This window comes from Xanthobacter autotrophicus (assembly GCF_005871085.1).
GTDB lineage: Bacteria > Pseudomonadota > Alphaproteobacteria > Rhizobiales > Xanthobacteraceae > Xanthobacter > Xanthobacter autotrophicus.
Map to the genome: position 1 here is coordinate 60,482 of NZ_VAUP01000038.1, position 21,633 is coordinate 82,114.

A 21,633-nucleotide genomic window follows, 5' to 3' on the forward strand; every position below is an offset into this window, starting at 1 on the left:
TCCGAGCAGATGGAATGAATTTGTCCGGTGAATCGCGCACCAAATTCAAGGAACCAAATTCAAGGAAGAAGCATGTGCCGATCGGAGCGCGGCGCAATCTGGCCGGCGCATGCCCTGAAGCCGTCCCGGCGCCGTACGGCCGGGGCCGGCGGCGTCAATGCCGAAGCCCGCCCGGTGTCGGGCGGGTTGGGGGCGCAGGAGCGTCCCGGGAGAGCGGCAGGCCGCTCTCGTGGTTCTTGGGCGGGAAACGGACGCGCCGGTGCGGTCGGATGGCCCGACCGCCTCCAGCTGCCGGAGCGAGGACACCTTGTCCCCGGGCCGTGTCGGCCCGGGGGATTTTGATCCGGCTGTCCTCGTCTTTATGCCGGGCCGGAGGTGATCCGGCCACGGCATCAGGAGAGCCGTGAGGTCAGTGACCCGAGGCTTCCGAGGCTCCGATGCCGGTTTCGGAGCGCACCTGCTGCGCCGGGAAGCCGGCCCGGTCGATCTTCGCCCGCGGGCTGTTGTCGAGGATCGAGAACAGCCAGATGCCGACGAAGCCGAACGTCATGGAGAACAGCGCCGGCGAGGTGTAGGGGAACGGTGCCGAGCCAACCGGGTTGCCCAGGGTAGCTTCCCACACCGACGGCGACAGGATGGTGAGGATCACCGAGGAGGCGAGCCCGAGGAAGCCGCCGATCACCGCGCCGCGGGTGGTGCAATCCTTCCACAGCACCGACATGAACAGCACCGGGAAGTTGGCCGAGGCCGCCACCGCGAAGGCCAGGGACACCATGAAGGCGATGTTCTGCTTCTCGAAGGCGATGCCCAGCAGCACCGCCAGGATGCCGAGGCAGATGGTGGTGATGCGCGAGACCTTGAGTTCCGCCGCGCTGTCGGCCTTACCCTTCTTCAGCACCGTGGAATAGAGGTCGTGCGACACCGCCGAGGCGCCCGAGAGCGTCAGGCCCGCCACCACCGCGAGGATGGTCGCGAACGCCACCGCCGAGATGAAGCCGAGGAAGATGTTGCCGCCGACCGCCTGGGCCAGATGCACCGCCGCCATGTTGTTGCCGCCCACCAGAGCGCCCTTGGCGTCGAGGAAGCCGGGATTGGTGAGGACGAAGGTGATGGCGCCGAAGCCGATGATGAAGGTGAGCAGGTAGAAGTAGCCGATCCACCCGGTGGCCCACATCACCGACTTGCGCGCTTCCTTGGCGCTGGGCACGGTGAAGAAGCGCATCAGGATATGGGGCAGGCCGGCGGTGCCGAACATGAGCGCCATGCCGAAGGAGATGGCCGAGATCGGATCCTTGATGAAGGTGCCCGGCCCCATGATGGACTGGCCAGCCGCTTCAGCGGCCGCCGGGGCAGCGCCCTTGGCGGTGGCGATCTGCGTCTTCACGGCGACCGCCGCCGCGAACATGTTCTCCGGGCTGAAGCCGTAGCGCCACAGCACCATGAGCGCCATGAAGGTGGCGCCGCCGAGCAGCAGGCAGGCCTTGATGATCTGCACCCAGGTGGTGGCGGTCATGCCGCCGAACAGCACGTAGACCATCATCAGCGCGCCGACGATCACCACCGCGATCCAGTAGTCGAGGCCGAACAGCAGCTTGATCAGCTGGCCGGCACCCACCATCTGGGCGATGAGATAGAAGGCCACCACCACCAGCGTGCCGGAGGCCGCGAACACGCGCACCGGGGTCTGGGCGAAGCGGAAGGCGGCCACGTCGGCGAAGGTGAACTTGCCGAGGTTGCGCAGGCGTTCCGCCATCAGGAAGGTGAGGATGGGCCAACCCACCAGGAAGCCGATGGAGTAGATGAGGCCGTCGAAGCCGGAGATCATCACCGCCGCGGAGATGCCGAGGAACGAAGCCGCGGACATGTAGTCGCCGGCGATGGCGAGGCCGTTCTGGAAGCCGGTGATGCCGCCGCCGGCGGTGTAGAAGTCGGCCGCCGACTTGGTCTTCGCCGCCGCCCATTTGGTGATGAAAAGGGTGCCGACCACGAAGATCGCGAACATGGCGATCGCGGTCCAGTTGGTGGCCTGTTTTTCCGAGGCGCCGATGGCCTCGGCAGCGAAGGCCGCCGCGGGAGCCAGCGCCAGCGCGCAAAGGGTCAGGCCCGCAAGGCGCGCCGCCTTGCCGATGAAAGCATGCGTCGACATCACTTGAGCACCTGCTGCTTGATCTTCTCGGAAAGGTCGTCGAACTCGCTGTTCGCGCGGCGGACATAGATGGCGGTGATGAGGATCGTGAAGACGATCACGCCGAAGCCGATGGGAATACCCCATGTCATCACGCCGGAGCCGATACGCGCGGCAAGAACGGCCTTGTCGAAGGCAATAAGCAGGATGAAGCCGTAGTAAACGACCAGCATCGCGAAAGTGAGAATCCAGCCGAAGCGCGAGCGCGTCGCCTTCAACTTCTGATAATTGGGGTCGGCCGCAATGCGCGCGGCCAGAGATGCGTCCATCGGAGCCCCTCCCTTTGCGGTCCACGGCTGTTCCGCGGACCTGATTGTTATCGTGGGACGACGCAGGGCCGGAGCGGGCCACACGTCGCGCCTGCAATCTGGACCAGCCGCGCGGCGGACGCTAGTTGGGGAGATACCGTACTTTGGGCGATACTCCTGCGGCAGGCTCCCGCACCGCACACAGTGCTTTTGGGGCAAAGAATCGCTTCAGATCAGAAGTTTAGCGGTATTTTCGGTGTTTTGCAGTTGCGTTCGACCAGGTCCGGAGCGGCTTTTTCCAAAGCCGCCAGAATCTTATACTTTCGGGTGAAGCAACTCAACGCTCCGCCCTTCGTATTATGAGGATCAGCGCGATCTGTTCCGTGTGAGGTAGCGGGCGGAGGGGTGGCCGGCATTCCGGTGCTCCGGCAGGGGCGCTCTCGGCCCCAACGAATTCCATGTCCTGCCGGAGTCGCTCCGGTGGACACAGGCCGCGCGGGGCGCGCCATGGTGTGCGGTGCAGCACCGCCACCTTGCCGCCGCTCCCGGGGCTGCGGTGCTCTATTTCGGCATCCTCTGCCCCGTTCCCCCTCGACGTGGCGACGACACCCTTGCCCCCACCGTGCCCTCCGCCCGAAATTGGCAGGCGCCGAATCCGGCTACGGTGCGGCAGAGGGGCCGGGCGGGGCCCGGCCGCAGCATCAGAATTCCAGGCCCGGGCCGCGCCCCGCGCCGATCCATCGAGGACAGGTCATGAAGCCCGAGATCATCCAGTTTTGCCCGCAGCTGCCCGGCCTTGAGGCGGCGCTGGCCGAGCGCTTCACCGTGCATCGCTTCTTCGAGAGCAAGGACCCCGAGGGGTTCCTCGCCCGCCACGCCGGCGCCATCCGGGGCCTCGTCACGGGCGCCCACCTCGGCCTGCCGCCGGACCTCGGGGCGAGGCTGCCGGCGCTGGAGATCGTCGCCATCAACGGCGTGGGCTTCGACAAGGTGGATCTGGTGGAGGCCCGTCGCCGGGGTGTTCGCGTCACCAACACGCCGGATGTGCTCACCGAGGACGTGGCGGACTTCGCCATCGGCCTGTCCATCGCACTGCTGCGGCAGATCGTGAGGGGCGACGCCTTCGTGCGCGCCGGCCAGTGGCCGGGCGGGACTCTGCCGTTCGGCGTCAAGGTCTCGCGGCGGCGCTTCGGCATCTTCGGGCTGGGCCGCATCGGGCGGGCCATCGCGCGGCGGCTGGAGGGCTTCGACGCGCAGATCGCCTATTGTGGCCGGACCAGGCAGGACGTGCCCTATGATTTCAAGCCGACGCCGCTGGCGCTTGCGGCGCGTAGCGATGTGCTCGTGCTGGCGGCGTCGGCTTCGGCGGAAACGCGCAATGTCATCGACCGCCCCGTCATGGACGCCCTCGGGCCCAGCGGCGTCATCGTGAACGTGGCGCGCGGCGCGCTGGTGGATGAGCCGGCGCTGCTGGCGGCGCTGCAGGAGGGTCGCCTCGGGGGCGCCGCCCTTGACGTGTTCGCCGACGAGCCGCGGGTGCCGGACGGCTTTTTCGGCCTGTCCAACGTGGTGCTTGCGCCGCACATGGGGAGCGCCACCGGCGAGACTCGGCAGGCCATGGCGGATCTGGTGCTGGCCAATCTGGTGGCACACTTTTCTGGGGAAGCCCTGCCCACCGCCGTGGTGTGAGGCCGGGGCCATCGTGCTACGGGGTGCGGCCGCAGGCCTCCCGTATCATGGTCTCGTCGCGGGCGGCGGCCACCTCCACCGCCAGCGCCTCCAGCACCGGGTCGGGGATGCCGTGGGAGCGCAGCCCGGCGCAGGTCTGGAACAGATAGTCCGCCGCCGAGCCGATGGCGCCGGAGGCGTGGGCGAGCCGGCGGATGATTTCGGCGTGGGTGAGCCCGCCGGCATATTGGCAACTGCTGCGGTCGATGGTGAAGGAGATGGCGCTGCCGAAGCGCGCGCCATCTGCATCGAAAACGTCCAGCCAGCGTGGCACATAGGCGCCCGACAGCATCTCCCGTCGCCACAGGATGGACAGCTCGCGCTCCAGGATCGCCTCGTCGATGCGCAGGGCGATGCCGTGGCAGGCGCCGCCCTCGTCGAGGCCGAGGGTGAGGCCGGGATTGTCGGTGGTGCCGCGCCCGATCAGGGTGGTGAGGCAGAACGCCCGGTGCCAACCCTCGATGCGGGCGGTGCGGTGCTCCTTGGCATGCACCGTGGGATTCCAGATCAGCGATCCATAGGCGAACAGCCAGGCCTCCCCGTCGGGGCGGGCGTCCAGGGTGGCGCGCAGGGAGGCGGCGCGCTCTTCATCGCTGAGCACGCGCAGGGCCGGGGCGTCCCGCGCCGCGATGGCGTCGATGCCGCCGGATTCGATCAGTTCGCGGGTGAGCTCTTGGATCTTCATGGTGACGAAGGGATATAAGCAGGAAGTGCGCCAATGCCATGGCCGTCCGACGCGCGCCAGATGCACCGGCGCAAGCGGCGCTTGCACCATATCCCTGCGCCATTTGCGCCTGCGCGGATGCGTCTGGCCTCGCCGGATCCTTCCTCTCAGCCCGCGCGGCCCCTGATCGAGGTTTCCCCTCTCAGACCGCGTGGCCGATGACGGCGCCGATGGCGGCGGTGACGGCCATGGCGAAGGCGCCCCAGAAGGTGACGCGTACCGTGGGCTTCAGCAGCCCGGCGCCGCCGACGCGGGCGCCCACTGCGCCGAGCAATGCGAGGCAGACGAGGGACCCGCCCGCCACCACCAGCGGGATCGACCCCAAAGGCGCCACGGCGGTGAGCGCCAGCGGCAGGGCCGCTCCGGCGGCAAAGGTTCCGGCGGAGGTGAGCGCCGCCTGGATCGGCCGCGCCACCATGTGCTCGGAGAGGCCCAGCTCGTCGCGGGCGTGGGCGGCGAAGGCGTCCTTCTCCATCATCTGCTGGGCGACCTTCAGGGCGAGCGCCTTCTCGACGCCCCGTTCCACATAGATCTGCGCCAGCTCGGCGAGTTCCGCGCGGGGCTGCTCGGCCAGCTCCTTGCGCTCGCGGGCCATGTCCGCCGCCTCGGTATCGGCCTGGGAGCTGACGGAGACATATTCCCCCGCAGCCATGGACATGGCGCCCGCCACCAGCCCCGCGACGCCCGCCACCAAGGGCTCGTTGGCCGAGGCGGAGGCGGCGGCGACGCCGATCACCAAGCTCGCGGTGGAGATGATGCCGTCATTGGCGCCGAGCACCGCCGCCCGCAGCCAGCCGATGCGGGAGATGAGATGATTTTCCCGATGCATGGCACTTCTCCCTGAGCCTTCCCGTCGATACGCGGCGCGGCACGTCCCTCCATACCCCTTTCCCTGCAACAGGATATGACGCAAATCAGGTGCCTGAAGGAAAGCGTGCCGGGACGGTCTTTCGCGCCTTGGCCCTATGCCGGGAACACGGTCGGGCGGCCCGGCTCCAGCGTGACGAGGCGGTCGGCGATGCCGAGGGTGGCGAAGGCGGCGGCCAGCTCCGTGGCGCTCTCCTTGAAATGCACCCAGCCGTCGGTGTGGGCGGCGACCAGCGTGGCATTGGGAAAGGCGTTCGCGGTTTCCAGCGCGTCGTTGGCGTCCATGGTCATGTGGAAGCGGCCGCGGGGCTCCGCCGAGCCGGCGAAGACGATGACCACCCTGGGCGAAAACCGCCGCGCCACCTCGGCCACGCCCTCGTAGAATACCGTGTCGCCGGTGACATAGATAAGGTCCCCCGGCGCGTCGCGGCCGAGGAGGAAGCCCACCACGTCGCCGGAAATGGGCTCGATCCCCGGCGGCCCGTGGCGGGCGGGGGCGGCGGTGACGAACAGTCGGCCCTTGCCGGGCACATCGAGGGTAGTGGTCTCGAACGGGGCGAGGGCGCGGAGATTGTCGCCACCCAGCCGGGTGGCGCCGATCTGCGTGGTGAAGACGGTGCCCGCCTTGGGCAGCAATGCGCGGCCGGCGTGATCGAGATTGTCGAGGTGCTGGTCGTGGCTCAGCAGCACCGCGTCCAGCGGCAGCACCGCCTCGGCCTCGATGGCGGGGCCGACCGTCTTCTCGAAGTGCACCGGCGCGGTCTGGTAGAGCCGGGGCGGGTCGAAGGTGGGATCGGTGACGAGGCGCAGGCCGTCCGTCTCGATCAGCACGGTGGGGCCGCCGATCAGGGTGAGGGTGAGGTCGCCGGACGGGCTGGTCATGGGGAAGCTCCTGTTTCGCGGCGACAATGGCGCGCTTCAGACTCCGCGAAAATCCGCTATTGTCGCGCAATGGCTGATCGAAATCGCACAGGGCTCGACTGGGAGGACGCCCGCTTCTTCGCGGCGCTGGCACGCCACGGCAGCCTGTCGGCCACGGCGCGGGCGCTGGGCGTCAATCACGCCACCGTGGCCCGGCGCGTGGCCGCCATGGAACAGGCGCTGGGCGAAAAGCTGTTCGAGCGCCGGCCGGACGGCTATGCCTTGACGCCTGCCGGCACCCGCGCTCTGGAGGCGGCCGACGCCATGGAAAAGGCGGCCCGCCGCCTCCTGCGGGCGCAGGAGGAGCGGCCGCTGGGCGGCCTCGTGCGTATCGCCGCCACGCCGAGCCTTGCCGACCTCTATCTGGTGCCGCGCCTTGCCGCCCTCGCGCTGCGCCATCCCGCCATCGACGTGGAGATCGTCTCCGAGCGGCGGCTGGCGAGTCTCGCCCGTCGCGAGGCCGACATCGCCCTGCGCCTCGGCGCCCCCAAGGATGCGGAGGTGATCGCAAGGCGTCTCGCCACCCTGGCCTTCGGCTTTTACGGCACGGCGGACTGGCGCGGCCGGATCGCGGCCGGGGCGGCGCCGGTTTTCGTCGGCTTCGACGAGGCCAACGTCCATCTGCCGGAGGCGGCGTTCCTCGCCCGGCATTTCCCCCGGGCGCGGCTGGCGGTGCGGGCCAATACCCAGTCCACCCAGGCCATTGCCGCCCGCGCCGGCCATGGCATCGCGCTTCTGCCGCGTTTCATCGCGGCGGGGGAGGACGCTTTGGTGAGCGTGCCTCTGGCGCCCCTGCCGCCGACGCGTGACCTGTTCCTGCTCACCAATCGCCTGAGCGCGGACGACGGGGCGGTGCGCGCGGTGCGTGATTTCCTCGCCGAACTATTTCACGCAGATATCATGTTGTTTTCAGGTTTGGACGATTGAGGGGCAGCACGCCTTTTACCGCGCCGCCGGCGTTCCTATCTGAGGAGCGGGGCGATCCGCTGGAGCACGCGCCGGAACGCTTGCGGGGCGGGCCGGACAAGGCGTGCTCTTTCCTGAAGTCTGGCGCCGGATGCGGCGCCAGCGCGGTTGAGGCAGGGTCTCATGGTGCAGCTTTCCATTCTCGATCTGGTGCGGGTGCGGCAGGGGTCCGGTCCCCGCGATGCGCTCGACAATGCCCGCGATCTGGCCGCCCACGCGGAAGAGTGGGGCTATCGCCGTTTCTGGGTGGCCGAGCATCACAACATGCAGGGCATCGCCAGCGCCGCCACCTCGGTGGTCATCGCCCATGTGGCCGCCGGCTCCCGTCACATCAGGGTGGGGGCAGGGGGCATCATGCTGCCCAACCACGCGCCCATGATTATCGCCGAGCAGTTCGGCACCCTGGCCCAGTTGTTCCCCGGCCGCATCGACCTCGGCCTTGGCCGGGCGCCGGGCACCGACCAGAACACCATGCGGGCGCTGCGCCGCTCGCTGACCAATTCCGACCATTTCCCCAATGACGTGGTGGAGCTGCAGGCCTATCTGGGCGATGCGGAGCCGGGCCAGACCCTGTTCGCGGTGCCCGCCACCGGCACCAACGTGCCCCTGTGGATCCTCGGATCGAGCACGTATGGCGCGCAGCTCGCGGCGGCGCTGGGCCTGCCCTATGCGTTCGCCTCCCATTTCGCGCCGGCCGACCTGATCCCGGCGCTGGAGCTGTATCGCGCCCGCTTCCAGCCCTCGGCGCAGCTCGCCCGGCCCTATGCCATGGCCGGTATCAATGTGATCGCCGCCGAGACCGATGAGGAGGCCCGCCACCTCGCCACCACCCAGCAGATGTCGGTGGCGGACATTTTCCGCGGCGCCCGCGGCCTCAGCCAGCCGCCTATCGACGATATCGAGACCTATTGGTCGCCCATGGAGAAGGCGCAGGCCGCCCGCTTCCTGTCCCGCTCCGTGGTGGGCAGCCCGCAGACCGTGCGCGCCGGCATCGAGGCCTTCGTGGCCGAGACCTTGGTGGACGAGGTGATGATCGTGTCCGATGTGTTCGATCACCAGAAGCGCCTCGCCTCCTATCGCATGATCGCGGACTCGGTGCCCCACGCCGCCGACTGGGAGAAGTCGGCGGCGTGAGGCCGGGGGCCTGACCCTCAGCCCTTCAGCGACGCGTCGAGGCTGATGGCGGCGCGGATCACCTTCGAGAGGGGGCAGTTGGCCTTGGCCTTGCCGGCCAGCTCCGCGAACTGCTCCGGGGTGGCGCCGGGCACCGTACCCACCAGGGTGAGGTCCACGGCGGTGATCTCGTAGCCCGCCTCCTTCTTCTCCAGCGATACCTTTGCGGAGGTTTGGAGATCGGTGGCGGTGAGGCCCGCCTCGCCGAGGATCAGCGAGAGCGCCATGGTGAAGCAGGCGGCGTGGGCGGCGCCCAGCAGTTCCTCGGGGTTCGAGCCCTTCTGCCCCTCGAAGCGGCTGGCGAAGCCATAGGGATAGGCGGAAAGCGCGCCGCTCTCGGTGGAGATCGCGCCCTTGCCGTCCTTGATGCCGCCGCTCCACTGGGCCGAGCCGGTGCGGATGATCGCCATTTTGGTCTCCTTGGATCGGGGGCCATTCCCCGGGGTCGACGGCGCGCCTGCAGTCGCGTGCGCCGCCCCGACCTTGGCCTAAACCATCGCCACGGCATTTCGTTCACGCCCGCCGGCAGGTTTTCACAGTGCGATTGTCTGTGCCCGGTCGGCTCCCGCCGGAAACGTTCGGATACGGGCGGGCAAACAAACGATGCGTCCGGGTCCTATTGCTGTCACCTCGGCCGTGACACTGGCGGCATGACGTTAAAGCCGACGACTTGCCCCGCTCCCTCGATCCCTTCCGCCCTTCCGCCGTGTGCCGGGATGCCCCCGCATGCCGTCCATGAGGGTGTCGTCGAGACATGTTGCGGTGGCGCGGGTTCGGGCACCGGATTTCGGCCCGCGTGAGGACCTCGCGCGGCATCAAAAAGCATTGGGCGGCACAGCAGTTGCATAGTATTCACGAAAGGCGATCCGTCATGACCGAACCTTCGGCCCCTACCGTCGCCGCTCCCGCCGAGCCCACCACCACGCGCGGGGCGGACAAACGCGGGGCGGACAAGCGCAGGGTGGATCCGGCGCGGCTGCGCCGCCTCCTGATGTGGGCGCTGGCGATGGGGGGCATCATCGGCCTTGGCCTGATCCTGTGGCACCGGGTTCCCCTTCACACGCGCATGATCTGGCAGACCTACCGCACGACGCTGTTCTCGGGCGCGCCGGTGCTGGCCATCGGCGACAGCATCACCTTCCAGGCCGCGCCCTCCCACCTGTGCGGGGCCAAGGTGGTGAACGCCGGCATCCCCGGCGACCAGATCGACGATCTTTTGGCCCGCGCGCCCATGTTCAGCCGGCTGGCGACGCCCCGGCAAGTGGTGGTGGCCATCGGCGTCAACGATGCCCGCACCGGCCACATGGACATCGCGACCTGGACCGCCAAATATCGCACCCTGCTCGGCTATTTTCCCCAGAGCGGGCTGGTGCTGGTGGAGATCAATCCGGTGGACCTCAGCCATCCGGGCTACCTCCCGGTACATGACCGGGACTTCATCGCCAGCCAGAATGCCGCCATCCGCGCCCTGGCGCGGGAGACCGGCGCGCGCGTGGTGACGGCGCCCGCCATCTCCCCCACCATGGACGGGCTCCACCCCGACAAGACCGGCGTGGCGCTGTGGCAGGAACGGCTGGCGGGGGTTGCCTGCGCGGGGTGAGCGCTGCCCGCCCGGTCCGGTCGCCGTCCCATGGCGCGCCGGATCAAGTCTTCGGAGCGGATGGGGTTCCGCTTTCGCGCCTGAGGCTCCTATAAGGGCGGCCGCCCGCGCATGGGCCGGATGGCGCGTGAATGCAGGAAGCCGCACCCCAATGAGTTCCATTCTGGCGAGCCTCCTCGCCCTTTTCGCCATCTGCGGCAGCGCGGTGGCCGGCCTGTGGCTGGCGCCCAAGCTGCCGGAGCACCACCTGACCGGGGAGACCGGCACCGCCGTGTCCGTATCCATGGCGGTGGTGGGCACGCTGGCGGCGCTGGTGCTGGGGCTGATGGTCAACAGCGCCTCGTCCTCCTTCAGCGCCCGCACCACGGCCATCGAGGCGCTGGCCGCCGATATCATCAAGCTCAACCGCGTGCTGCTCGGCTACGGCAGCGAGACGGCGGGGATCCGCGACGCGCTCGCCATCTATGCCCGCGCCAAGGCGGACGAGATTTCGAGGCCCGCCTCGACCACCGACGAGGTCGGGGTCACCACCCTGCACGAGCTGGAAGCCCTCAATGACGAGGTGCTGCGGCTGGAGCCGAAGACCGACCGCGAGCGGCACATCCAGGCCCGCGCCATCAGCATCCTTGAAAACATGGTGGATGCGCGCTGGACGCTGGTGGAGAAGTCCAAGATGGTGATGCCCGCCCCGTTCTTCGTGATGCTGGTGGCGTGGCTGTCGCTGCTGTTCGCGAGCTTCGGCCTGTTCGCGCCCCGCAACGCCACGGTCATGGCCTTCCTGCTGCTGGGGGCCTCCGCCATCGCCGGCTGCGTGTTCATCATCCTGGAGCTGGGCGCGCCCTCGCAGGGGCTGATCCGGCCCTCGGCGGACCCGCTCTACCAGGTGGTAAAGGAACTCCAGATCACCACCGTGCGCCCCGTCCGCGCGCCGGCCTGAACCGCGCCCGGACGGCAGGGTGGCACCAAGGTAAGGCATACTGCCCTTGTCGTGCTGAAATCCTGCCGCAACGCAGCAAGAGCCCTTGAGCGGCCTGGCTTTTCACGCTTATCTCAGCGTGAGGGGCACGCCATGCAGATGATACGCCACGTCCGTTCCGTGATGCGCCGCAGCACCCGCGCCGGGAGGGCCTGAACCATGCGGCTCGTCTGCCTGCCCCATGCCGGCGCCTCGGCGGCGCTGTTTCGGCCCTGGAAGGTCACCCTCTCCGGCATCGCCACCGTGGACAGCCCGGAGCTGCCCGGGCGCGGCACCCGCTACGGCGCCCCCTTCGCCACCGACATCGCCGCGCTGGCCGATGATCTTGCCGACACGCTGGCGCAGCGCACCGTGCCGCTGGTGCTCTACGGCCATTCCATGGGCGCGCTGCTGGCCTTCGAAGTGGCGCGGTCGCTGGCCCGGCAGGGGGTGAGCGTGGCCGGGCTGGTATTGTCGGGTCGCGCCGCGCCGCACCTCGACGGCCCGCCCCGCGCCCGCCACACCATGACCGACGCCGAGCTGGTGGCCGAACTGAGCGCCATCGGCGGCACCTCCAAAGAGGTGCTGGCCCAGCCGGACCTTCTGGCCATGACCCTGCCCGCCGTGCGCGCCGACTTCCGCATGGTGGACACCTACGCCTTCAAGCCCGGCCCCGCGCTGGCGGTGCCGGCTGTCATCCTCGGCGGCTCCGAGGATGCCGCGACCCCGCCCGAGACCCTCCACGCCTGGAACGCGCTGATCTGTGGCCCGCTCACGGTGGAGCTGTGGCCCGGCGGCCATTTCTTCGTGCGCGATCAGGAAGCGCGGCTGCTCGCCCTGCTGGCCAAGGTCATCCCCGCCTGGCGGACCGCCCGCGCGCCTGTCGGCTGAGGGGTCGGCCGCGCGGCCCGGCCTCGGCCTAGCTCTCCCGCCGATCAAGCGGATGTGCCCGCGCCCGCCAACCTGTCGCGTTGGGGCCGCCCCGCCGCCGTGCTATGCGAGCCGACCGGAGCAGGGCGCGGGAGATCATCAGCGGTGAGCGACGCCAACGCGCGCGACGACAAGCGCCTGTCTGCCTTCCTCTCAGCGCTGCGGGCGCCGGCGCGGCGCGATCTGTCCCGCGCCTATGTCTTCGCTTTCGTCGGCGGCCTGTGCGTCATCGCCCAGGCGGCATTGGCGGCGCGGCTGGTGGATCAGGTCATCTTCGCCCATCGGCCGTTGACGCAGGCGGGCGCTGAAATCGCCGGCTTCCTTGCCGCCGTTGTCCTGCGGGCGCTGTGCGGCTGGGCGGCGGAGCGGGCCGGCTTTGCCGCCGCAGCGCGGGTGATGCGCACGCTGCGCGCCGACCTCCTGGACCACGTGGCGCGGCTCGGCCCCGCCGGCCTCTCCGCCCTGCGGACGGGTGAGACCGTGGCGGCGCTGTCTGCCGGCATCCGGGCGGTGGAGCCTTATTACACGCGCTACCTGCCCGCCTCCATGATGGCGGTGGTGCTGCCGGTCGCCATCCTGGTGGCGGTGTTTCCGCTCGATTGGGTGTCCGGCCTCATCTTCCTTGCCACCGCGCCGCTCATCCCGCTGTTCATGATCCTCATCGGCAAGGGGGCGGAGGCGCTGAACAAGCGCCAGTGGCGCGCGCTCGCCCGCATGTCCGGCCATCTGCTGGATGCGGTGCAGGGCCTTGCCACCCTGAAGGCGTTCAACGCCACGGCGCGCATGGCGCAGCGGGTGGGCGAGGTGGCCGACGCCTATCGCCGCGACACCATGGCGGTGTTGCGGGTGGCCTTCCTGTCGTCGCTGGTGCTGGAATTCTTCGCCACGGTCTCCATTGCGCTGGCCGCCATCTTCATCGGCTTCCGGCTGCTGTGGGGCGGCATGGATTTCTTCAACGGCCTGTTCATCCTGCTGCTGGCGCCGGAATTCTACCAGCCGCTCCGGGCCATGGGCACGGCTTACCACGCCAAGATGGAAGCCATCGGCGCCGCCGAGCGCATCGTCGCCCTGGCCGACGCGCCCGCCCTCGCCGAGCCGGGTGGGAGTGGGGTCGTGCCGGGGGGGATGGGCAGGGGCGTGCCCTTTTCCGCCGCCGCCGGTGTCGATGGCGCGCCCCTCCCTCTCCCCAACCCTCCCCCGCAAGCGGGAGAGGGGGCCGACCGCGCGGGGCTGGAGGGTGCTCTCGGGCTTTCTGGAATCCCGGCCGACACCAGTGACCAAAACGCCCTGGACCGCCCCCACCCCATCACCCTGCGCTTCGAGGATGTCACTCTCACCTTCGCAGGCGGGCGCCGCGCCCTCGATGGGATCACGCTGGAGGTGCCCGCTGGCGCGCGGGTGGCGCTGGTGGGCGCCTCGGGCGCCGGCAAGTCCTCCCTCATCCATCTGGCGCTGGGCTTCGTGCGGCCCACCTCCGGCCGGGTGCTGGTGAACGGCGTGCCCCTCGGCGACCTGAACATGGTCGACTGGCGCCGGCACATTGCCTATGTCGGCCAGCGCCCGCGCCTGTTCGCGGGGACGCTGGCCGACAATATCGCCCCGGGCGAGGCCGCCCCCGACCCGGCCCGCCTCACCGCCGCCCTTGAGGCCGCTGGCCTCGGCCCGGCGGTGGCGCGCCTGCCTGGTGGCCTTGCGGCGCGGGTGGGAGAGGGCGGCTCCGGCCTTTCGGGGGGCGAAGCCCACCGCCTCGCGCTGGCCCGCGCCTTCTATCGCGCCGCGCCCTTCATCGCGCTGGACGAGCCCACCGCCCATCTCGACCGCGCCACCGAGGCCGAGGTGAATGCCGCCCTCTCCCGCCTCATTGCGGGCCGCACCGCCTTGTTCGCGGTCCATCGCCTGGGCCAGGCGGCGGAGGCGGATCTGGTGGTGGTGCTGGACGCTGGCCGCATCATCGAGCGCGGCCCGCCCGCCGACCTTCTCGCCCAGGGCGGGGCCTATGCCCGCCTCGCCCGCACCGGACCGGATCTCGCCGAAATGGAGGCGCTGTCATGAGCACCTTCCTGCGGCTCCTCGCCCTCATGCGCCGGGAGGCTGGCTGGATGGCGCTCGCGGTGCTGCTGTCGGCGGCAGCGAGCCTGTCCCAGGTTGGGCTCTTGGCGGCTTCTGGCTGGTTCATCACCGCCATGGCCCTGGCCGGCGCGGCCGGGGCGGCCATGAACCCCTTCACCGCCTCCGCCGCCATTCGCGCCTTCGCCCTTACTCGCACCGGCGCGCGCTATGGTGAACGGCTGGTGGGCCACGACGCCACCCTGCGCTTCCTCGCCCGGCTGCGGCCATGGTTCTTCACCCGGCTGGTGCCGCTGGCCCCGGCGGCGCTGGAAGAAGAGCGTTCCGGCGATCTCCTCGCCCGCCTGCGCACCGATATCGACCGGCTGGAATTCGCCTTCCTGCGCATCCTCTCGCCGGTGCTGGCGGCCCTTGTGGTGGTGGTTGTGGCGGTGGCCTTCATGGCCGCATATGACGGCGCCATCGCGCTGCTGCTGCTTGGCTTGGCGCTGGTGGCCGGGGCCGGGGTTCCGGCTCTGGTGCACGCGCTGGGCTCCGGCGCCTCGCGGCGCCTCGCCGCCGGCACCGGGGCCTATGAGGCGGCGCTGGTGGATCATCTGGAAGGCGCGGCCGAGCTGGCCATCTATGATCCCGCAGGTCGCCACCGGCTGCTGATCGAGGCGCAGGGCGATGCCCTGCTCGCCGACGAGCAGCGCCTCGCCAGCCTGTCCGGCGCCGCCGGGTCCGGGGTGGGACTGGTGGCGCAAGTAGCTTTCCTGGGGGTGCTGCTTATGGGCGCCCCGGCGGTGCTCGGCGGCACGCTTGCAGCCTCCGACTGGGCCATGCTGGCGCTGGCCTGCCTCGCCGTGTTCGACGCCCTGGCCCCGCTGCCGCTGGCCATGCAGGCCCTGCCGACGACGCTGGCCAGCGCAAGGCGCATCTTCGCGTTGGTGGACCGGCCGGCCCCGGTGAACGAGGCCGGCGGGTCGGCCCCGGCCGAGGGGGCGCTGGTGTTCGCCGGCGTCGGCCTCACCTATCCCGGCGCTACGGGTCCAGCGCTGGTGGATATCGACCTTACGCTGGCGCCGGGCCGCCATGTGGCGGTGGTCGGCCCCAGCGGCTCCGGCAAGTCGAGCCTGATCGCCCTCGCTTTGCGCTTCCGCGCGCCGGACCAGGGGCGCATCACCTATGGCGGCGTCCCGGTGGAGACCATCGAGGCCGACGCCCTGCGCCGCCGCCTCGGGGTGCTCCGGCAGGACGACCACCTGTTCGCCGACACCCTCATGGACAATCTGCGGGTGGCGGACCCCGATGCCTCGCCCGCGCGGTGCGCCGCCGCCTGCGCCACGGCGGGCATCCTCGGCTTTGTCGAAGCGCAGCCGTTGAAGTTCGAGACCTTCGTGGGCGCCCACGGTGCCAGCCTGTCCGGCGGAGAGGCGCGGCGACTGGCTTTCGCGCGCACCCTGCTGAAGGACGCGCCGATATTGATGTGTGACGAACCTCTTGAAGGTCTGGATGCAAACACCGCCCGTGAGGTGATGACGGCGGTATTGGATGCCTCCCGCGGGCGGGCGCTGCTGCTGGTCACCCACAGCCGGGTCGGGCTCTCCCGCATGGACGAGATCGTGGTGCTGGAGGCCGGCCGCATCACCCGGCGCGGGTCGCCGGACGAGGTGCTGCCGTTTCTGGATAACCCTGATTTGGTAGAGGGTTAGTCCTTGGTGCGGCGCTCGCGCTCGTCCCATCCGCCCAGTTCCTCGCTGGCGGGCGGGGCCTCCTGGCGCGGGGTTCCGGCAAGGCGCAGGGTGCGGTCGAGCAGCACCTCATAGATGGGCTTGCCGCCCAGCGCCTCGGCCACCAGATTGGCGGTAACGCAGGTCAAAATCACTGGAACAAGAAGGCCATAGGAGCCGGTAAGTTCGGCCACCAGCACCATGCCCACCAGCGGCGCCCGCACCGTCGCCGAGAACAGCCCGCCCATGGCCGCGATCCCGAACGCCGCCACTGCATCCGGAGGCAGCGGTACCACCAGCGCCAGAAGGGTAGCGAACAGCACCCCCACAGCGGTCGCCAGCGCCAGGATCGGGGCAAAGATTCCGCCTGGAATTCCAGTGGAGTAGCTTGCCATGGTCATGGTGAAGCGGATCAGCACGATGCCCGCCAGCGTCAGCGCCGGCAGGCCGAGGCCGGGCAGCGAGACGGCCAGTTGCTCGCCGCCGAAGGTCGCCTCCGGCCGCAGCAGGATCAGCGGCCCCACAGCAGCCCCCACCAGCACCGGCAACAGATAGGGCGAGACCTTCAGCGCCAGCATCCGCGCCCCATCGAGCGATGCCACCAGCGCCCGGTTGAAGGCGACCCCCACCGCCCCCAGCACCGCCCCCAGGGCGAGGAAGGCGGGCAGCAGCAAGAGCGGCATGTCCGGCACGTCGAGCTTCATGTCGGGGGCGGTCCCACCGATGGCCTCGGCCATCACCGCGCTCGCCACCGAGCACAGGATGACGGCGCTATAGGTGCGCAGGCCATAAGGAAATTGGCGCCGCGTCTCCTCGATCACGAACAGGATGGCGGCCAGCGGGGCGTTGAATGCGGCGGCAAGACCGGCCGCCGCGCCGGCGGCCAGCAGGCCCCGGCTGTCCCGCGTGTCGAGCCTCACCGCGTCCGACAGGGCCTTGGCGATGGCGGCGCCCATGTGGATGGTCGGCCCCTCCCGCCCGGCCACAAGGCCCGAGCCCAGCGCCAGCATGCCACCCACGAACTTCACCGGCAGCACCCGCTGCCAGCGCACCGGCCGCAGGCCTTCCAGCGCTCCTTCGATCTCCTGCACCCCCGACCCCGCCGCCTCCGGCGCGAAGGCGCGCACCAGGGCGACCGCGAGCGCCACCATCACCGCCGCCATTGCGGACATGGCGAGGTAGAGCAACGGTCCATCAAGGTGGGAGCGGATGAGGTCCGGCCATTGGGAGAGCACGTCCACGGCCATGTGGAAATAGGCCCCGACGGCGCCCACCAGCAGCCCCGCGCCCACGGCGAGGACATAATAAAGCAGATCTCGCGGCGTTCGGCGGGCGGCGGCAGGCGCGTGTCGCGTCACGCAAGGACCTCGGTTGCAAGAGAGCAGACGCTTGGTGCGCCCCCCGAAGCCTTACCGGAGGCAGGCCCTGCGGGGCAAGCCGTCTGGCCGCAGAAGCGGGGCGCGCGCCGTCGCGGCCGGTCGCGCCGACGCACGTTCCCCTTGCTGACCCACGCTTTAAACAGGCACGACGCCGCCCTCTGGCGGGTGGAACATGGGCGTGGAGACCGGCCTCAGCGTGCGCGGCGCCTCATCGCCGTGAAGGTGCAGCACCCGGTCGTGGAGGTCGGCGAGGGTGGAGCGGTGGCCGATGGAAATGAAGGTGGCGTGCGGCAGCCGGTCCTGAAGCAGGGCATAGAGCGCCGCCTCGGACGGCTCGTCCAAGGCCGAGGTGGCCTCGTCCAGCAGCAGCACGTCGGGGGCGTCGAGCAGCGCGCGGGCGATGGCGAGGCGCTGCTGTTCGCCCAGGGACAGTTCGTGGGGCCACAGCGCCTCTTCCTCCAGCCGGTCGGCGAGGGCGGGCAGGCCTACGGCGGCGAGGATCTCGGTGAGGCGCTCCTTCGGCACCATATCCACCGGCCGCGGATAGGTGAGGGCGACGTCGAGGCGGCCCACCGGCACATAAGGCTTCTGGGGCAGGACCAGCAACCGCTGGTCCTCGTTCCGGTGCACCGTGCCCGAGCCGAACGGCCAGATGCCGGCGATGGCACGCAGAAGCGTGGTTTTGCCGGCGCCGGATGGGCCGGTAATCAGCACCCGCTCGCCTCGATCGATGGCGATCTCTCCGGTCTGGATGAGCGGGGCACCGCCAGGCAGCCGCACGTCGAGGTCGCGCAGGGTGAGGCCCTGGGAGCCGGCCTCGCGCGGCATGCCGAAGGCCGGCACATCCGCGCCCACGCGGGCCTTGGCGATGGCCGTCTCGAAGCCGGTGAGGCGGTGCACCACCGAGGCCCATTCGGCCAGCGTGACATAGCTGGAGATGAAGAAGGAGAAGGAGCCCTGCACCGAGCCGAAGGCGCTCGCAGTCTGCATCAACTGCCCGAGCTGGATCTGGCCGGCGAAGTAGGCGGGGGCCACCACGACGTAAGGGAAGATGGTGGAGATCTGGTTGTAGCCGGCGGTGAACCAGGTGAGGCGCTTCTGCGCCTTCATGAGATCCACGAAATTGCCGAAGATGCGCGAGAAGCGTCCGTCGAGCTTGCGATCCTCGGCCGGTGAGCCGTTGAGCAGGGCGATCTGCTCGCCGTTCTCGCGCACCCGCACGAGGTCCACGCGGAAGTCGGCTTCATAGCGCTGCTGGTCGAAGTTGAGCTTCACCAGCGGCCGGCCGATGAAATGGGCAATGACCGTGCCCGCCGCGGCATAGATCAGCGCCGCGAAGAACAGATAGCCGGGAATATTGATCTCGTGGCCGAACAGCTTCAGCCCCAGCGGGCCGGACAGATTCCACAAGATGACGCTGAAGGAAAACAGCGAGACGACGGTGCCGAGCAGCCCCACACCCACCGAGATGGTACGGTTGACGAAGATCTGCACGTCCTCGGCGATGCGCTGGTCCGGGTTGTCGGCGGCATCGCCCGACAGGCGCAGGCGGTAGTGCACGTCGTCGGAGAGCCAGGCGTCGAGATAGCGCTTGGTGAGCCAGCGCCGCCAGCGGATCTCCAGTCCCTGCTTCAGGTAGACTTGATAGACCGCCACCCCGATGGCACCGGCGGCGAGGCCGCAGAACACCAGGATCTGCTTCTGGAATGCCGGGAAGTCCTTGTCCTGGATGGCATTGTAGAAGGCGACGTTCCACTCGTTGAGCAGCACGGTGGCGAACACCCAGGCGAGTTCCAGGGCGATGACGGCGGCGAGCAGGCCGATGGCGGTCCACCGCTCCTCGCTCCTGAAGTAGGGCATGGCGAGGCGGCGGATGTCGCCGATGAGGGTGAAAAGCGCGCGCACGAAGGATCTCTCCCGATACCAAGGGCGCGCAGCTTTGCCGGCTGGCGCATGACCGCACCATGGCCGCCGCATGAACGATTGGAAAGGTGCCGAAGGGGAAGTGGGGCGTGGCGGAGGGCAGGTTACAGACAGGATTGATCACTCTGTCTGTAACGCTGCGCCAGAATCCATGAAGCGCGCGAACGCGCTCAGGCCTTCTTCACGAACTCCGTGCGCAGCACGAGGCCCTTGACCTTCTCGACCTTGCAGTCGATCTCCTCCGGGTCGTCGGTGAGGCGGATGCCCTTCACCAGCGTGCCCCGCTTCAGGGTGACGGACGTGCCCTTCACCTTGAGATCCTTGATGAGGGTCACGTTGTCGCCATCCTTCAGGATGGCGCCGTTCGCGTCCTTGACGTCCACTCAGACCTCCTTGGCCATCTCGCGCAGCCGGAACTTCTGGATCTTGCCGGTCGACGTCTTCGGGATCTCCTCGAAGACGATGTGGCGCGGGCACTTATAAGCCGCCAGATGGGTCCGGCAATGGGCGATCAGGTCGTCGGCCGTCGCGCTCGCGCCCTCGCGCAGCTCCACAAAGGCGACCGGCGTCTCGCCCCACTTCTCGTCGGGCTTGGCCACCACCGCCGCCGCGCTCACCGCCGGGTGCTTGTAGAGGGCGTCCTCCACCTCGATGGACGAGATGTTCTCGCCGCCCGAGATGATGATGTCCTTGGAGCGGTCCTTGAGCTGGATGTAGCCATCAGGGTGCTTCACCCCGAGGTCGCCGGAATGGAACCAGCCGCCGGCGAACGCGGCGTCGGTGGCGGTGGGATTCTTGAGGTAGCCCTTCATCACGACGTTGCCGCGGAACATCACCTCGCCCAGCGTCTCGCCGTCGGCGGGCACCGGAACCATGGTCTCGGGATCCAGCACGTCGAGGGCTTCCAGCGCGCCGTAGCGCACGCCCTGCCGCGCCTTCTTAATGGCGCGGTCCTGCGCGGGCAGGGCGTCCCATTCGGCATGCCACTCGTTGACCACGGAGGGGCCGTAGACCTCGGTGAGGCCGTAGACGTGCACCACGTTGAAGCCCGCCTCCTGCATGGCGGCAAGCACCGCCTCCGGCGGCGGGGCGGCGGCGGTGATGAACTCCACCTTGTGGGGCAGGGCCCGCTTGTCCGCCTCCGGCGTGTTGAGCAGCGTGGACATGACGATGGGGGCGCCGCACATGTGCGTCACCTTGTGGTCGGCGATGGCGTCGAAGATGGGCTTGGCGCGCACTTGCCGCAGGCACACATGGGTGCCGGCGGCGAGGGTGATGGACCAGGGGAAGCACCAGCCGTTGCAGTGGAACATGGGCAGCGTCCACAGATAGACCGGATGCTTGCCGAGGCTGCAGGTGACCACGTTGCCCACCGCCAGCAGGTGCGCGCCGCGATGGTGATAGACCACGCCCTTGGGGTCGCCGGTGGTGCCGGAGGTATAGTTGAGGGCGATGGCGTCCCACTCGTCGTCTGGCGTCTTCCAGGCGAAGTCGGCGTCGCCGGTGGCGAGGAAATCCTCGTATTCGATGGTGCCGATGCGGTCACCCTTGCCGGTGAATTCCGGGTCGTCATAGTCGATGACCACGGGCTTCCGCGTCGCCATGGCCAGGGCGGCCTTCATGACGGGGGAGAATTCCCGGTCGGTGATGAGCACCTTGGCCTCGCCATGGTCGAGGGTGAAGGCCAGGATGGCGGCGTCGAGGCGGGTGTTGAGGGAATTGAGGATCGCGCCCGTCATGGGCACGCCGTAGTGCGCCTCCAGCATGGCCGGCGCGTTGGGCAGCATCACCGCGACCGTGTCGCCCTTGCCCACGCCGAGCTTGGCGAGGGCCGAGGCGAGCCGCCGGCTACGAGCGTAGAAATCGCGATAATTGCGGCGCAGCGCGCCATGGATGATGGCGGTGTGGTCCGGGAACACCCCGGCGGCCCGCTCCAGGAAGCCGAGTGGCGTCAGCGGCTGGAAATTCGCGGGATTGCGGTCGAGATGCAGGTCATAGATGCCGCCGGCCATCGGTCCCCCCTTGGTGCAAGCTTTTGGGGCGCGGCCGTGTCGGCGCGCCGGAATTTGGGTCATATTCGGGCCGCGACCGTAGCCGAGGCGGGCGATCAGGCGCAATCTCGTCAAAGCGCGACGAAAGTCTCACCGGACATCGCCGGCCGGGCTCCTGGATCGCGAATCGTCGGTTCGGGTCAATTTATTGGACCAGATGATCTGGTTGGCTCAAGTTTTTTCCCGACCAAGGTCTTACGCATT

Annotated in this window: 18 protein-coding genes; 8 read left to right on the forward strand and 10 right to left on the reverse strand. The window is 69.3% G+C overall.

The annotated features are described in order from the left end of the window. Positions 1–409 precede the first annotated feature (409 nt). Together FBQ73_RS19515 and FBQ73_RS19520 are read right to left on the reverse strand one after the other, a co-directional pair. A complete protein-coding gene (locus FBQ73_RS19515; protein WP_138401164.1) occupies positions 410–2,146 on the reverse strand; it encodes a cation acetate symporter in 1,737 nt (578 codons plus the stop codon). Beyond that, positions 2,146–2,454, reverse strand: a complete 309-nt coding sequence (locus FBQ73_RS19520) for a DUF485 domain-containing protein (RefSeq protein WP_138401165.1) — start codon at positions 2,452–2,454, stop codon at positions 2,146–2,148. Before FBQ73_RS19520 ends, FBQ73_RS19515 begins: the two co-directional genes overlap by 1 nt. 732 nt (positions 2,455–3,186) lie before the next feature. Between FBQ73_RS19520 and FBQ73_RS19525 the strand changes: the two genes are divergently transcribed. Then, on the forward strand, positions 3,187–4,122 hold the full coding sequence (locus FBQ73_RS19525; protein ID WP_138401166.1) for a 2-hydroxyacid dehydrogenase: 936 nt from the start codon (positions 3,187–3,189) through the stop codon (positions 4,120–4,122). A gap of 16 nt (positions 4,123–4,138) precedes the next feature. On the opposite strand, the gene FBQ73_RS19530 is transcribed toward FBQ73_RS19525, so the two are convergent. The 3 genes from FBQ73_RS19530 to FBQ73_RS19540 form a co-directional block, all read right to left on the reverse strand. Further along, positions 4,139–4,846, reverse strand: coding sequence for a gamma-glutamylcyclotransferase (locus FBQ73_RS19530; protein ID WP_246089792.1), 708 nt, complete (start codon positions 4,844–4,846; stop codon positions 4,139–4,141). A 181-nt stretch (positions 4,847–5,027) separates the two neighbouring features. Then, entirely contained in the window at positions 5,028–5,714 is a 687-nt protein-coding gene (locus FBQ73_RS19535) for a VIT1/CCC1 transporter family protein (RefSeq protein ID WP_138401168.1), read from the reverse strand. A 134-nt stretch (positions 5,715–5,848) separates the two neighbouring features. Then, positions 5,849–6,634, reverse strand: coding sequence for an MBL fold metallo-hydrolase (locus FBQ73_RS19540; protein WP_138401169.1), 786 nt, complete (start codon positions 6,632–6,634; stop codon positions 5,849–5,851). 69 nt (positions 6,635–6,703) lie between these two features. On the opposite strand from FBQ73_RS19540, the gene FBQ73_RS19545 reads away from it, so the two are divergent. Both FBQ73_RS19545 and FBQ73_RS19550 read left to right on the forward strand, forming a co-directional pair. After that, positions 6,704–7,600 (forward strand): LysR family transcriptional regulator, encoded by an 897-nt coding sequence (locus FBQ73_RS19545; RefSeq protein WP_138401170.1) that lies wholly within the window; start codon positions 6,704–6,706, stop codon positions 7,598–7,600. A 162-nt stretch (positions 7,601–7,762) separates the two neighbouring features. Beyond that, on the forward strand, positions 7,763–8,773 hold the full coding sequence (locus FBQ73_RS19550; protein WP_138401171.1) for an LLM class flavin-dependent oxidoreductase: 1,011 nt from the start codon (positions 7,763–7,765) through the stop codon (positions 8,771–8,773). Positions 8,774–8,790: 17 nt separating this feature from the next. Here the strand turns inward: FBQ73_RS19550 and FBQ73_RS19555 are convergent, their stop codons facing one another. Then, positions 8,791–9,222, reverse strand: a complete 432-nt coding sequence (locus FBQ73_RS19555) for an OsmC family protein (protein ID WP_138401172.1) — start codon at positions 9,220–9,222, stop codon at positions 8,791–8,793. A gap of 461 nt (positions 9,223–9,683) precedes the next feature. Between FBQ73_RS19555 and FBQ73_RS19560 the strand changes: the two genes are divergently transcribed. From FBQ73_RS19560 to cydC, 5 genes are all read left to right on the forward strand, one after another. Continuing rightward, a complete protein-coding gene (locus tag FBQ73_RS19560; RefSeq protein WP_170218982.1) occupies positions 9,684–10,412 on the forward strand; it encodes an SGNH/GDSL hydrolase family protein in 729 nt (242 codons plus the stop codon). Between the two features lie 151 nt (positions 10,413–10,563). After that, positions 10,564–11,349: a bestrophin-like domain gene (locus tag FBQ73_RS19565; RefSeq protein WP_138401174.1), complete on the forward strand. Its 786-nt coding sequence runs from the start codon at positions 10,564–10,566 to the stop codon at positions 11,347–11,349. A 198-nt stretch (positions 11,350–11,547) separates the two neighbouring features. Further along, positions 11,548–12,258: a thioesterase II family protein gene (locus FBQ73_RS19570; protein WP_138401175.1), complete on the forward strand. Its 711-nt coding sequence runs from the start codon at positions 11,548–11,550 to the stop codon at positions 12,256–12,258. 144 nt (positions 12,259–12,402) lie between these two features. Further along, complete coding sequence (locus FBQ73_RS19575) at positions 12,403–14,349, forward strand: ABC transporter ATP-binding protein/permease (RefSeq protein WP_138401176.1); 1,947 nt, start codon at positions 12,403–12,405, stop codon at positions 14,347–14,349. Further along, positions 14,346–16,058 (forward strand): thiol reductant ABC exporter subunit CydC, encoded by a 1,713-nt coding sequence (gene cydC, locus FBQ73_RS19580; RefSeq protein ID WP_138401177.1) that lies wholly within the window; start codon positions 14,346–14,348, stop codon positions 16,056–16,058. The genes FBQ73_RS19575 and cydC overlap by 4 nt, the downstream gene beginning before the upstream one ends. Here cydC and clcA read toward each other — a convergent pair. The 4 genes from clcA to FBQ73_RS19595 all read right to left on the reverse strand — a co-directional run bounded on the left by clcA (position 16,055) and on the right by FBQ73_RS19595 (position 21,390). Then, positions 16,055–17,434 carry a H(+)/Cl(-) exchange transporter ClcA gene (clcA, locus tag FBQ73_RS19585; RefSeq protein ID WP_138401178.1) on the reverse strand — a complete coding sequence of 460 codons (1,380 nt, stop codon included), beginning with the start codon at positions 17,432–17,434 and terminating at the stop codon, positions 16,055–16,057. The genes cydC and clcA overlap by 4 nt on opposite strands. Before the next feature lie 156 nt (positions 17,435–17,590). Beyond that, positions 17,591–19,360 carry an ABC transporter ATP-binding protein/permease gene (locus tag FBQ73_RS19590; RefSeq protein WP_246089793.1) on the reverse strand — a complete coding sequence of 590 codons (1,770 nt, stop codon included), beginning with the start codon at positions 19,358–19,360 and terminating at the stop codon, positions 17,591–17,593. A gap of 188 nt (positions 19,361–19,548) precedes the next feature. Beyond that, positions 19,549–19,761, reverse strand: a complete 213-nt coding sequence (locus tag FBQ73_RS22950) for an alkylphosphonate utilization protein (RefSeq protein ID WP_012114481.1) — start codon at positions 19,759–19,761, stop codon at positions 19,549–19,551. Further along, entirely contained in the window at positions 19,762–21,390 is a 1,629-nt protein-coding gene (locus FBQ73_RS19595) for an acyl-CoA synthetase (protein WP_210236837.1), read from the reverse strand. Positions 21,391–21,633 lie beyond the last annotated feature (243 nt).